Below are 13,193 nucleotides of genomic sequence, written 5' to 3'. Positions count from 1 at the left end.
CTGCATGAAAAAATTAATTGTTGCTCGTGATCATCATGATGATTCACACCTGCCAAGTCATTTGCACCCTGTTATTAAACAAATTTATGCTAGCCGCCAAGTTAATCATGCCGATGAGCTAAATAATAGCGCAGCCACTTTACATGACTTCAAATTATTTAAAGACATAGATAAAGCCACCGCTTTACTTCAACATGCTCTGCGAGCGCAAAGTAAAGTGCTGATCGTGGGTGATTTTGATGCCGATGGCGCAACCAGCACCGCTACCTTAATGCAAGGCTTAGCGATGTTTGGTTTTGTTCATTTAGACTATTTAGTGCCAGACAGATTCAGCTTAGGCTATGGTTTAAGTCCCGCGTTGGCCGAGCAAATAGTCACTATGGCACCAGATCTAGTGATCACTGTTGATAATGGTATTTCCTGTATTGCTGGCATCGCAATTGTAAAAGCCGCGGGCATTAAAGTGCTGGTTACCGATCACCACTTGCAAGGCGAACAACTACCCAATGCTGACGCTATCGTTAACCCTAATCGCCATGATTGTGAGTTTCCATCAAAATCAATCGCAGGAGTCGGGGTTGCATTTTATTTATTGATTGCGCTTAGAAGTGCATTGCGTGATGTTGGTCATTTTGCGCAGCAACCACCGCCTAACTTAGCCGATCTGCTTGATATTGTAGCGCTAGGTACGGTTGCTGATGTGGTGGCACTGGATGCCAATAATCGCACCTTAGTTCACCAAGGTCTAGCGCGAATTCGTAGCGGCAAAACACGCCCAGGTATTACAGCGCTGATTGAGGTCGCTAATCGTAACGCAGCGCGTTTAAGCGCCAGTGATTTTGGTTTTTCGCTTGCACCACGCTTAAATGCCGCAGGACGTTTAGATGATATGAGTTTAGGCATAGCTTGCTTACTAGCTACTGATATCAATCAAGCGCGACGCATAGCCGCTGAGCTGGATAGTTTAAACCATGAGCGTCGAGAGATAGAGCAGGGCATGCAACTTGAAGCACAAGCCGTGCTAGATAAGCTCGCTTTTAGCGATGAGCAAACACCGGATGCTATCTGTTTATATCAAGAAGACTGGCATCAAGGTGTGATCGGTATTTTAGCGGGACGTTTAAAAGAGAAATACCACCGCCCAACAGTAATTTTTGCTGGTGGCGACAACGGTGAAATAAAGGGCTCTTGCCGCTCGATTGAAGGCTTGCACATGCGTGACTTGCTTGAGCGCTTAAATACCTTGCATCCACATTTGATCAGTAAATTTGGTGGTCATGCTATGGCGGCCGGTCTGAGCATTAATGAGCAGCACTTTAGTGAGTTTAAACGTGAGTTTGAGCAGGCGGTAAGTGGGCAGTTAAGTGAAGAGCATAAACGCTGTATTATCTTAACCGATGGCGAGCTTGCTGATGACTGCTTTAGCATGGAGTTTGCAAATGTACTCAAACAAGCAGGGCCATGGGGGCAGCAATTTCCAGAACCCGTGTTTGAACACACTTTTGAACTCGTACAGCAGCGCATTGTTGGTGAAAAGCACTTAAAGCTGGTATTAAAACACCGTTCAGGGCGTTTGGTTGATGCTATTGCCTTCGGTATTGATGTGCGCGAGTGGCCTGATACTGAAGCGCGCTTGGTGAAATTGGCCTATCAGCTCGATATCAATGAGTTTAGAGGTAAATTTTCATTACAGTTAATTGTCCGTGAGCTGCAAAAAGTAGCTTAAAAAATATCTATTATCGATGCATAAAGTACTAATAAAACGCACGGTTTTTTGTTAAAATCGGGCGTTTTATTATTTAAAGCAAAATTTAAATAATTATTAGCATAATTTTACCTGGCGATTAGCCGCGTAAACCAGCCATTTTGGAGTAATGTACATGTTTGAAGTGAATCCTGTGATTAATCAAATCAAGGAAATTCGCGAACGTACTGAACTGCTTCGGGGGTACCTTTGACTACGCTCTTAAACAAGAACGTTTAGAAGAAGTTAACGCCGAACTTGAAGATTCAGCCGTATGGAATGAGCCCGAGCGAGCACAAGCACTAGGTCGTGAAAAGTCAGCATTAGAAGCGGTTGTTGAAACTATCGATAATCTAGTAACTGGTACTGACGATGTTGAAGGGTTGCTTGAACTTGCAGTTGAAGCAGAAGATGAAGAGACCTTCAATGAAGCACAAAGCGAACTGACAGACTTAAACGAACAGCTTGAAGGTTTAGAATTTCGTCGCATGTTCTCTGGCGCACATGACGCAAATGATGCTTACCTTGATTTACAATCAGGCTCAGGCGGTACAGAAGCTCAAGACTGGTGTAACATGTTATTACGCATGTATTTACGCTGGGGTGAAGCCAAAGGCTTTAAAGTTGAACTGGTAGAGGCCACTGACGGTGATGTTGCCGGTATTAAAGGCGCAACCGTGCGCTTTGTTGGTGAATACGCGTATGGCTGGTTACGTACAGAAACTGGGGTTCATCGTTTAGTACGTAAAAGCCCATTTGATTCAAGTGGCCGTCGTCATACCTCGTTTGCTTCTGCATTTGTTTATCCAGAAGTTGACGATAATATTGAGATTGATATTAATCCGGCTGATTTACGTATCGACGTATACCGTGCATCAGGCGCGGGTGGTCAGCACGTAAATACCACAGAATCTGCGGTACGTATTACCCACGTACCGACAAATACGGTAGTGCAGTGTCAGAACGAACGCTCTCAACATAAAAATAAAGCACAAGCGATGAAGCAGTTAAAAGCGAAGTTATTTGAGCTTGAGCTACAGCAGCAAAATGCTGAAAAGCAAACCCAAGAAGATGCCAAATCTGACATCGGCTGGGGCAGTCAAATACGTTCATACGTACTTGATGATGCGCGCATTAAAGATTTACGTACCGGCGTTGAAAACCGTAATACCCAATCGGTACTTGACGGCAATTTAGATAAATTTATTGAAGCCAGCTTAAAATCTGGCCTATAACCACCAAGCTAAAAAAGAGCTAAAAAATGACTGATCAAATCCAAGACGAAAATAAGTTAATCGCTGAGCGTCGTGGCAAATTAGACGCTATTCGCGCCAATTGCCCTGCTAACGGTCATCCAAATCAATTCCGTCGTGAGCATTACACGGCAGACTTACAGGCCGAGTTTGGTGATAAGAGTAAAGAAGAATTAGTAGAGCTTAACCACGTTGTGTCTATCGCGGGTCGTATCCTAGCTAAACGCGGACCATTCTTTGTAATTCAAGACATGAAAGGTCGTGTGCAAGCGTATGCATCAAAAGATGTCCAAAAAGATCTGAAAGAAAAATACGGTCAATTAGACACTGGCGATATCATTGGTGTTAAAGGCGCGCTTAATAAATCAGGTAAAGGCGATTTATACGTAGAAATGACAGAGTATCAATTACTGACTAAGTCACTACGTCCACTTCCTGAAAAATTCCATGGCTTATCTGATCAAGAAACTAAATACCGCCAACGTTATGTTGATTTGATCACTAATGAAGCAACCCGTGAAACGTTCCGTATTCGTTCACAAGTAGTTGAAGGTATTCGTCGCTTCTTAGCAGATCGTGACTTTATGGAAGTTGAAACGCCAATGCTACAGGTTATCCCTGGTGGTGCATCTGCGCGTCCATTCGTGACTCATCACAATGCACTTGATATCGATATGTACTTACGTATTGCACCAGAGCTTTACTTAAAACGTTTAGTAGTAGGTGGTTTTGACCGTGTATTTGAAATTAACCGTAACTTCCGTAACGAAGGGTTATCAACGCGTCACAACCCAGAATTCACTATGATCGAATTCTACCAAGCCTACGCTGATTACATTGACCTGATGAACATCACCGAAGACATGTTGCGTACTGTTGCGACTAACGTATTGGGTAGCCCAATCGTTGTTAATACGACTAAAAACGAGAACGGCGAAGTGGTTGACTCAGTAGAGTATGACTTTGGCCAACCGTTTACCCGTTTAAGTATGGCGGATGCGATTTTAAAATATAATCCTGAGTTTAATGCTGCAGTATTCAATGATCCAGAAAATCACTTTGACGAATTAAAAGCGTACGCAAAGCAAGTGCACGTTAAAATTCCTGAAAATTGTGTGTGGGGCCCAGGTAAGTTCTTATGTGAAATATTTGAAGAAACAGCAGAGCACATGCTTATTCAACCTACTTTCATCACCGGTTACCCGTGGGAAGTATCACCACTTGCTCGTCGTAACGATGAAAACCCATTTGTTACTGACCGTTTTGAATTCTTTGTTGGTGGCCGTGAGCTTGCAAATGGTTTCTCTGAGCTTAATGATGCACAAGATCAAGCTGAGCGCTTTACTCGCCAAGTGGAAGAAAAAGACGCCGGCGATGATGAAGCAATGCACTACGACGAAGATTACATTCGCGCGCTAGAGTATGGCCTTCCGCCTACGGCAGGTGAGGGGATTGGTATCGACCGTTTAGTGATGCTATTTACTGACTCATCAACAATTAAAGATGTTATCTTGTTCCCGCATATGCGCCCACAAGCTGACTAATGCTATGTTAGATTAAGTTGATATTATAAACGCCGCTTTAATAGCGGCGTTTTTGTGTCTGTAGCGGGTCCCGTCAATGGAAATTATACTGGCAATAATAAAATTTTAATTTTAACGTATTGAATTATGTGAAAATAAAAATTAATTATATAAAATCATCAAAATGAACGAGCATTATTTCTAAATTTAGCTAAACTATTGACTGAAAAAACAGCATAAAGCATGGTTTTTTAAACTCGCGTCAATCTAAAGGGCTTATATAAACGGATTTTATATGAAAGATAATAAACCTGATTCACCCTCTGAAGTACTCAGTATTGAATTACAAAGAGAAACCTATTATCGAGCATGTATTGCTGAATTTCAGCAATTAGGCTACCAAGATCAATATCTCGAACAATTAACTGACGAATTAGTGCCTGTTCTCGGTGTATCCGCTGATATTAAAACCTCTTAATTTGATTAACGATTAAACAAAGTTGACTCTTTTTTGGCTGTTATGGGTGTTCTCTAACCATACAGTTACTTTAAACAAGAAAAGTGTTTGACATATTTTCTGAAATCTTTATTATACGCCCCACAAGACGGAGAGGTGGCCGAGTGGCCGAAGGCGCTCCCCTGCTAAGGGAGTATAGGGTTTGTAGCTCTATCGAGGGTTCGAATCCCTCCTTCTCCGCCATTTATTTTATAAATGGTTATCTTGTAAAGTAAAGAATGGGCGCATAGCTCAGCTGGATAGAGTACTCGGCTACGAACCGAGCGGTCGGAGGTTCGAATCCTCCTGCGCCCACCATCCTTTACACACTCTGCTTAGAGTTTAAATAAGCAAGTAAAAGTGATTGGTTTAGTAAACCAAGCGGTCGGAGGTTCACTCTTTGAAGATACGTCCTGCGCCCACCATCTTTTACACACTCTGCTTAGAGTTTAAATAAGCAAGTAAAAGTGATTGGTTTAGTAAACCAAGCGGTCGGAGGTTCACTCTTTGAAGATACGTCCTGCGCCCACCATAATTTACTTATTAGTAAGAAACTCGAATTAGAGTATAAAAAAGTGGGCGCATAGCTCAGCTGGATAGAGTACTCGGCTACGAACCGAGCGGTCGGAGGTTCGAATCCTCCTGCGCCCACCACTTTTTATTTACTACTGAGAGTTATATTAGTTATTGCATACTAATATGTCAGATAAGGCATTAAAATCAAAATAGAATGTGGGCGCATAGCTCAGCTGGATAGAGTACTCGGCTACGAACCGAGCGGTCGGAGGTTCGAATCCTCCTGCGCCCACCACTTTCTATTAGTGTTAATTTATAAAGAGCCCGACACATGGTCGGTTTTTTTATCTTTAAAATCCGTAATAAGCTTTGTTATTAATTAGCTTAATGCGTCAGTCAAAGTAAGACTTTAAAATCAAAATAGAATGTGGGCGCATAGCTCAGCTGGATAGAGTACTCGGCTACGAACCGAGCGGTCGGAGGTTCGAATCCTCCTGCGCCCACCACTTTCTATACATTTACAGAAGGATGTAAGAAAGTATCAACCGACGAGAGTCGGTTTTTTTATGCCTGAAATTTGCTGTAGGCTCGGGTTTATCCCGCGCTTTTTAAAGTTGAAACCACCAACCGAGTGGTCGAAGGTTCACTCTTTGAAGATACGTCCTGCACTCACCACTTTCTATTACTATTAAAGTTAATAGAAGATAACCGACGAGAGTCGGTTTTTTTATGCCTGAAATTTGCTGTAGGCTCGGGTTTATCCCGCGCTTTTTAAAGTTGAAACCACCAACCGATCGGTCGAAGGTTCACTCTTTGAAGATACGTCCTGCGCTCACCACTTTCTATTACTATTAAAGTTAATAGAAGATAACCGACGAGAGTCGGTTTTTTTATGCCTGAAATTTGCTGTAGGCTCGGGTTTATCACGCGCTTTTTAAAGTTGAAACCACCAACCGAGTGGTCGGAGGTTCACTCTTTGAAGATACGTCCTGCGCCCACCACTTTCTATTACTATTAAAGTTAATAGAAGATAACCGACGAGAGTCGGTTTTTTTATGCCTGAAATTTAATAGATCAAGTGTCAATGAGGTTTGCTTTGAGATATGACAATTGTATGAACTTTTTATGGAGGCCGTTTTTATAGGATAATTTCATTTATCATATGCCTGTTATTTTATCACACTATGAGTTTTACGATGATCTCAAGAAGACAATTTATTATTAGTGCCGGTACACTCGCTTTTATGGGGCTTTCTCGTAGTACTTTTGGCAAAGTACCATTTCTTGACGTGAGTGAGCATTTAAGTGCCTATGGTCCGTTAGTGACTGATCCTAACAAGTTACTCGATTTACCAGCAGGGTTTAGCTATCAAGTTATATCAAAACTGGGTGATAAAATGGATGATGGCTTTACAGTGCCAGATAAAGCCGATGGTATGGGCTGTATTGCCCTTGATGATGAGCGGGTTGCATTAGTCAGAAACCATGAATTAAAACCAACTGATTTAGCAAAAGCAGATGTTAGCTTACAAACGCATAAAACGTCATTTGCTTATGACACTACTGCGCAAGGTGTTGCTTTGCCAGGAGGCACAAGTCATATTATTTATAATTTAAAAACCGGTAAAAAAGAGCAAGAATATTTGTCACTCACTGGCACGATCCGCAATTGTGCAGGTGGTATTACCCCATGGGGTAGTTGGCTTACTTGCGAAGAGACTGTTCTGACTAAAGCGGATGGCTTTAATCAAGATCACGGTTATATTTTTGAGATACCAGCCAACGCTAAAGGACTAGTAAACCCTGAGCCTCTCAAGGCAATGGGGCGGTTTAACCACGAAGCAGCTGCTGTTGATCCAACAACCGGTATTGTTTATCTGACAGAAGATAAAGGCGATAGTTTATTTTATCGTTTTATTCCTAATGAATACGGTAAGTTGAGTAAAGGAGGTAAACTTCAAGCTATGATGATTAAAGCACAGCCACAGTTTGATACTCGTAATTGGGTTACAGGGGTAATGCCTTTACAACACAATATGGCCGTTGAATGGGTTGATTTGGCGCAACCTGAAAGTCCAAAAGACGATTTAAGAATACGCGGCCACAAACAAGGCGCTGCACTTTTCGCTCGTGGTGAAGGGATACATTGGGGTGAAAAAGAACTTTATTTTTGTTGCACTAATGGTGGTCAAAAGCAGCTTGGTCAAGTGATGAAGTATCAACCATCAGCATTTGAAGGAACAGATAAAGAGCATCTAGCTCCAGGACACGTTCAACTATTTGTAGAAAGCACAGATAAGTCGTTATTTAACTTTGGTGATAATCTCACTGTTGCACCTAACGGGCACTTGATCGTTTGTGAAGATCAGTATACCGACGTGGTAGATAACCATTTACGTGGCGTAACACCTAGTGGTGATGTATATAATTTTGCCCGCTTAACAGCGCAAACCGAGTTGGCGGGAGCTTGTTTTTCTGCTGATGGCAACACCTTATTTGTTAATGTGTATTCACCAACAAAAACATTAGCGATCACAGGACCATGGCAGAGTTTTAAAGGCTAACTGGTGATTATTTAATGCTTATATACAAGTGCACTATGGCTATTTAGTAGTGCTAAGTGAGTTAATTTAAAATGCAGCCTTGCTGATCCGCTTCATACCTTAAAGTATAAACCGGATCAGCAAAGTATTTAGCTCAATTATTAATAACAATAACCAAACTAAAATAACAGGCTGAAGTTTAGGCGCAGGGTACGCGGCTCAATCGGGTGGAAGTGATTATCTTCAACGCCTTCAATAGCTTCACCAGCTAAGCGTGACGTGTAAAAGTAGTCAATATCGTGATCCGTACTATCAAATATATTTAATAGCTCAAGGCCCACTTTCCAATGCGTTTGTTGATAACTTACTAAACCATTAATGACTGTAAGCGGCTCTGAGCGTTTATCGCCATCACTACTGAGTATCCGTTTGCCAATGTGGCGTACGCGCAGTGAAGACTGCCACTGCTGGGTAATATGCCAATTAATGCCAGTACTGGCAACCACAGGCACTGCACCTTCAATTCGATCGTCATTTGAATCGATATCTAAGCGTGAATGTGTAAATGAGGCCTCGGCGTCTAAACTCAAGGCATCATTAAGCCAATAATACGCACTGAGCTCTAAACCGTAGCGTTTTGATGCATCACTGGCTTCAGTGTTACCCGCATCACCCACAAATAATAATTCAGAATCTAAGCTTAGCCACCATAATGCCGCTGATAAATTAAACCGTTGGTGATCAAAGTAGCGTAAACCCAGCTCTGCGCCATTGCTTTGCACCAGTAAATCAACCTTATCAGCAGACTCAAGTGTCACCGGATCTTGTTTAATAGTCGCTCCACGCGTATCATTTGAATGATACGACTGCCCCCAGTTGGCATAACCGGCTAGGTTGTCATTAAACAGGTAATTTAAGCTGGCTTTAAAGCTAACCAAATCATCATCTGCACTGCCTGAATTAATACTGTTATTGCTATCAACATCTGCGTCAAAGTAATCATAACGCACACCAAATGTGGCTTCGAGTGCTTGGCTTAAATTTACTTGTGATTGCCAATAGGCTGAGTAGCTGGCTTCGTCTACAGCATCTTCACGCACAGTACTTAAGCGTTGGCGCTGCTTGGTATTGTATAAACCAACTTGATCAATATCATCGCGGCGATATTCCACACCAACTGTATGCTGGATTAGCATATCTGCAAGAGTATCAGCAAATTGATAACTCAGTGCGCCACCACTAATTGTCCGGCTATCGACTTGTTGGAACTGATCGCCATTAATAGGATCATTTAAAAAGTAAGAGAAGTTAGAAAACAAGTCCATGTCGTAGTTGATCACATAGGCATTGGCTTTAATGTGCTGGCCTTGCCAATTTGCCGATAAACTATAGCGACTAGAGCTGCCGCCTACGGTCGTATCGAGTGAACCTAGCGCACTGATAATACTTTGTTCAACTGCACGTTGTGGAATTTGATCTGCGGAATTCCAGCTGTTGTCATAAGCCATTGCCGTGACAGATAAATCGCCATCCCATGCTTTACCTACATAGCGTACTAGGGCATTTTTTTTATCTACATCTTCATTGATATCTTGCCAAGGGCCATCATAACCTTGCCACTCACCGGCAATAATAATTTTCCCGTTAGCAATCCCAATTGAGCCTAATGCCATCACTCTCTGGTAATTGTCTTCGCCAATTGTAAAGTCAAGTTGTTGATGTTTTGGATTATCAGCTAGATTAAATTCAGCACTGCCAGCGGTCGAAAAGTCACCTTGAGCGGCGCCATACGCACCTTTTTGATAATCTATAGTCGAAATTGTTTCAGGAATAATAAAGTTAAGGTCGGTGTAGCCTTGACCATGCCCATGGCTGCGCATATTAATTGGCATACCATCAATGCTGGTGGCAAAGTCAGTACCATGATCGAGATTAAAACCGCGAATAAAATATTGATTAGCTTTACCTGAGCCGCTGTGCTGTGTGACGGCCATACCTGGGATCAGTTCTAGCATTTCTGCGCTACGTAACATTGGACGGTTTTCTATTTCACCTTGGCCAATTACGCCACTTGATGCACTAATAGCCTCACCAATAAGTCCCGTGCGGTGTCCGTATATGGTAATTTCTTCAATGTTTGCAAGTACATTGGTAGAGCAAAACAAGCTACCAGATAGAATTAAAAAAGTGCGCATTATCATTTCCTTATAAATAGATCGAAATGTTTATATTTAATACTAGTACGTTTTAAGATGTTAATCGGATGCAAATATTTGCTTGCTGTGGAAAATATGTTATTTTCAATAAAATATTCCAAAAATAAAAATCATAAGGAATTTAATTTTGATTGTAATGAAACTGAAAAAAGCGGGGCTGAATGTTTTCAGTGTGAGCTTAGTAACTGGGCTTTTTGGCTGTCAGAGTCAGCCACAGCAAGAGACTGTTGTATCGTTACAAGAGCAACATAAGACGTTCTATCAACAGGTGATGTTGGCTGCGCCTGTCTTACCGGCTGATTTAACAAATATTCCTATGCAGGCGCATTTAGTTGCTAATCGTGTTGCGCAATCGCACTATAAAACGGCGGCGCAGGTTAATTATAGTCAGTTAGGGTGGCAGCAACGCGTGGCAGCAGATTGGCACTATTTTGATATTCCGACATCGCAGGGTAAGTTGTTAGTAATTGATTACCAACAGCAAGGTAACCAACTAGCGTATCGTTATTTAGCAAATGGTACCCAGAATGATTTATATGAGCCATGGAGTTCATCTAAAATTCAAGCTTTTAGCGGTGCAATTGCAAAAGTACGGCAAATAAACCCAGAGCTTGGTGCACATGCGCTAATAGGTGATAGCAATGTTGCTGATTTGATCACTAGTATTAATAGCTACGAGCATTTTGGCAGCGCTGATGGAAACTCTAATGCAATAGCGAGCTACTTTATTAATGTTGCTGGGCGTGATTATTTAAGTAATTTATTTGCAGATAATTGGCTAAAGCTTAATGATTCTCGCATTATGTTTAAAGGTGCTTATGCTACAGAGATTTTTACTCCTAGCACGATTCGTTGGCAAAGTACTGATAGTGATGTTATTGCTAGCAATATCGCTTATTTTACTGTTAATACCGATGATCCTGCTTATTTAGACTACCGGTGTGATGGCTGTGGTTTAACCGGTAATAAAGCCATGACAACTTTGGCTCAAGCTGAGTGGTTAAAACGTTTAGCAAGCCACACTCGAGAGCCCTTAACTCAGCAGCCTTTACTACAAGCACAAGACATTGATGTACTATTTAATGGCACCGGCAATACGGATAAAACCGCTAAAGTGGGTGGTATGATGCAAGGGCTCAGTCAAATGATCACTGACTCTTTAGCGCAAGCGCTTGCACCAGACGATACTCGCCCAGCAAAACAAATTTTAGACGAGTTAACGCAGGGGCAATGGCGAGTTTGGCAAAAAATAGGTTGGGGTCCAAGCGAAACACGCTCAACCACAGAAACTGTCATGTTGGCTCATGTTTACTTACCGTTTATTCAAGGTGGACGCGAATTTACCTTAGCGGCACAAAATAGTGTGCCAGGTGCAAGTGAAAAAAATTTAGCCGTGGTTGGCTTAAAAATGCAGGCTAATTTTACGCATGCATTTAAACAGTTACTGATACCGCAAAAGCAATAATAAGTAGCACACAGCACGACTTACCAAGCAAATTGATAATAGGGAACCCACGAATGCGACATACATTTATCGCCCTGAGTATTTCATTAGCAAGTATTATTACCATGGCACCCGTCATTGCGGCGGCTAACACGTGGCAATCAGATGTCATCGGGGTCACTCAATCTCAATTAACCCCGCAGCACTGGTTAAGCCAAGTGACAGATAAAACTCTGATGAGTGCAGCGCAAATCGCGGCATTTAATAAACAATTGATTGCTGACAATGAACATATTGTCGATCCACTCGATTTTGCCTCTCAGCTAACTCGTGAGCAGTTAAAGGCATATATACTCAGTATTAGTGCGGTACCAAAAATCCCGCGTTTTTACCCTAATGGCGTGGCATTAAGTAATAAGCATTTTGCAAAATATCTAGCCAATTTGAATTTAGACGCTGTGACAGATAATAATCAAGTTAGTTATGCCATGGTGGTAAAGCGCTCAGTCCTGCGTACTTTTCCAACGTCGGACCGAGTATTAAATAGTGGCTTAGATAATGACTTAGATCGTTTTCAAGAAAGCGGATTGTTCCCCGGTGATACAGTGGCTATTTTGCATGAAAGTGCCGATAAGAAATGGTTACTTGTGCGCGCTTATAACTATCTAGCATGGGCGCCCAAAGCTGATATTGCGATATCGAATAAAAGCACACTTCGTGAATTTAAAAATAACGATGACTTTTTATTGATAACTGGCGCAAAAGTAAATACTGCTTACGTGCCTAATGATGCCACTACATCGCAAGTGCAATTGGACATGGGCGTTCGTCTGCCTTTAATGCCGGCAGATAAAACCCCTCATTTATTAAATGGCCAAAACACCTACGCTAATTATGTTGTGCAACTGCCAACCCGCGGGGAACAAGGTCAGTTAGTTATTAAGCCTGCCTTGATCAGTCGCAGCAGTGATGTGCATTTAGGGTATTTACCTTACACCCAACAGCATTTAATAAAACAAGGGTTTAAATTTTTAGGCGAACGCTACGGTTGGGGACACGACTATAATGGCCGTGACTGCACTGGTTTTGTTGGCGAAATATATAAATCATTTGGTCTATTAATGCCGCGTAATTCAGGTCAGCAGGGGAAGGGGGAGTATGGTACTAATCACCGTTTTGATAAAACCAGCAATGAAAGCGATAAATTAGCGGTAGTTAATAACATGCAAGTGGGCGATTTAATTTATATACCAGGCCATGTAATGATGTACTTAGGTGAACAAGACGGTCAACCGTATGTGATCCATGATGTTAAAGGGTTGGGTTATAACAAGGCTGATGGTAGTTTTTATTCAAGTTCACTTAATGGGGTATCGGTAACGCCTTTATTGCCACTGCGTTTATCGCAAACTCAGAGCTATTTAGACCGTACTTATAATATTAAGCGTATTCGCTAGG

Annotated in this window: 8 protein-coding genes and 5 tRNA genes; 12 read left to right on the top strand and 1 reads right to left on the bottom strand. The window is 41.9% G+C overall.

All coding sequences use genetic code 11. From position 1 onward, the window contains the following. Positions 1–4 precede the first annotated feature (4 nt). From recJ to FW757_RS09135, 10 genes are all read left to right on the top strand, one after another. Positions 5–1,726: a single-stranded-DNA-specific exonuclease RecJ gene (recJ, locus tag FW757_RS09180; protein ID WP_182740130.1), complete on the top strand. Its 1,722-nt coding sequence runs from the start codon at positions 5–7 to the stop codon at positions 1,724–1,726. Between the two features lie 154 nt (positions 1,727–1,880). Beyond that, positions 1,881–2,979, top strand: a protein-coding gene (gene prfB / locus FW757_RS09175; protein ID WP_145240838.1) for a peptide chain release factor 2 whose coding sequence is annotated in 2 segments (ribosomal slippage) — positions 1,881–1,955 and positions 1,957–2,979 — 1,098 coding nt in all. Because the reading frame shifts where the segments join, the coding sequence is not laid out codon by codon here. Positions 2,980–3,005: 26 nt separating this feature from the next. Next, complete coding sequence (lysS, locus tag FW757_RS09170; protein ID WP_145240841.1) at positions 3,006–4,541, top strand: lysine--tRNA ligase; 1,536 nt, start codon at positions 3,006–3,008, stop codon at positions 4,539–4,541. Between the two features lie 274 nt (positions 4,542–4,815). Next, positions 4,816–4,998 carry a hypothetical protein gene (locus FW757_RS09165; RefSeq protein WP_145240843.1) on the top strand — a complete coding sequence of 61 codons (183 nt, stop codon included), beginning with the start codon at positions 4,816–4,818 and terminating at the stop codon, positions 4,996–4,998. A gap of 129 nt (positions 4,999–5,127) precedes the next feature. Continuing rightward, positions 5,128–5,220, top strand: a tRNA-Ser gene (locus FW757_RS09160). Between the two features lie 37 nt (positions 5,221–5,257). After that, positions 5,258–5,334 (top strand) — tRNA-Arg (locus FW757_RS09155). A 259-nt stretch (positions 5,335–5,593) separates the two neighbouring features. Continuing rightward, positions 5,594–5,670 (top strand) — tRNA-Arg (locus FW757_RS09150). Between the two features lie 80 nt (positions 5,671–5,750). Continuing rightward, positions 5,751–5,827, top strand: a tRNA-Arg gene (locus tag FW757_RS09145). Between the two features lie 134 nt (positions 5,828–5,961). Further along, positions 5,962–6,038: transfer RNA gene (locus FW757_RS09140), tRNA-Arg, on the top strand. 690 nt (positions 6,039–6,728) lie between these two features. Next, complete coding sequence (locus FW757_RS09135) at positions 6,729–8,096, top strand: alkaline phosphatase PhoX (protein ID WP_149981742.1); 1,368 nt, start codon at positions 6,729–6,731, stop codon at positions 8,094–8,096. A gap of 158 nt (positions 8,097–8,254) precedes the next feature. On the opposite strand, the gene FW757_RS09130 is transcribed toward FW757_RS09135, so the two are convergent. Then, positions 8,255–10,270, bottom strand: coding sequence for a TonB-dependent receptor (locus FW757_RS09130; RefSeq protein ID WP_446441134.1), 2,016 nt, complete (start codon positions 10,268–10,270; stop codon positions 8,255–8,257). Between the two features lie 148 nt (positions 10,271–10,418). Between FW757_RS09130 and FW757_RS09125 the strand changes: the two genes are divergently transcribed. Both FW757_RS09125 and FW757_RS09120 read left to right on the top strand, forming a co-directional pair. Beyond that, the gene (locus FW757_RS09125; RefSeq protein WP_182760995.1) at positions 10,419–11,756 is read left to right on the top strand and encodes a hypothetical protein; all 1,338 of its coding nucleotides are present in this window, start codon (positions 10,419–10,421) and stop codon (positions 11,754–11,756) included. A 53-nt stretch (positions 11,757–11,809) separates the two neighbouring features. Beyond that, on the top strand, positions 11,810–13,192 hold the full coding sequence (locus tag FW757_RS09120) for an NlpC/P60 family protein (protein ID WP_446441133.1): 1,383 nt from the start codon (positions 11,810–11,812) through the stop codon (positions 13,190–13,192). The last annotated feature ends 1 nt before the right edge of the window (position 13,193 follow it).

It is taken from the genome of Pseudoalteromonas sp. 1181_04 (assembly GCF_052850545.1).
The sequence above is the reverse complement of the archived record's forward strand: the minus strand, read 5'-3'. Positions and strand labels throughout refer to the sequence as shown.

What these genes read in the sequence shown, in the direction of transcription:
- FW757_RS09120 (WP_446441133.1), top strand. Translation starts at nt 11,810, where the DNA reads ATGCGACATACATTTATCGCCCTGAGTATTTCATTAGCAAGTATTATT.
- lysS (WP_145240841.1), top strand. Translation starts at nt 3,006, where the DNA reads ATGACTGATCAAATCCAAGACGAAAATAAGTTAATCGCTGAGCGTCGT.
- FW757_RS09165 (WP_145240843.1), top strand. Translation starts at nt 4,816, where the DNA reads ATGAAAGATAATAAACCTGATTCACCCTCTGAAGTACTCAGTATTGAA.
- FW757_RS09135 (WP_149981742.1), top strand. Translation starts at nt 6,729, where the DNA reads ATGATCTCAAGAAGACAATTTATTATTAGTGCCGGTACACTCGCTTTT.
- recJ (WP_182740130.1), top strand. Translation starts at nt 5, where the DNA reads ATGAAAAAATTAATTGTTGCTCGTGATCATCATGATGATTCACACCTG.
- FW757_RS09130 (WP_446441134.1), bottom strand. Translation starts at nt 10,270, where the DNA reads ATGCGCACTTTTTTAATTCTATCTGGTAGCTTGTTTTGCTCTACCAAT.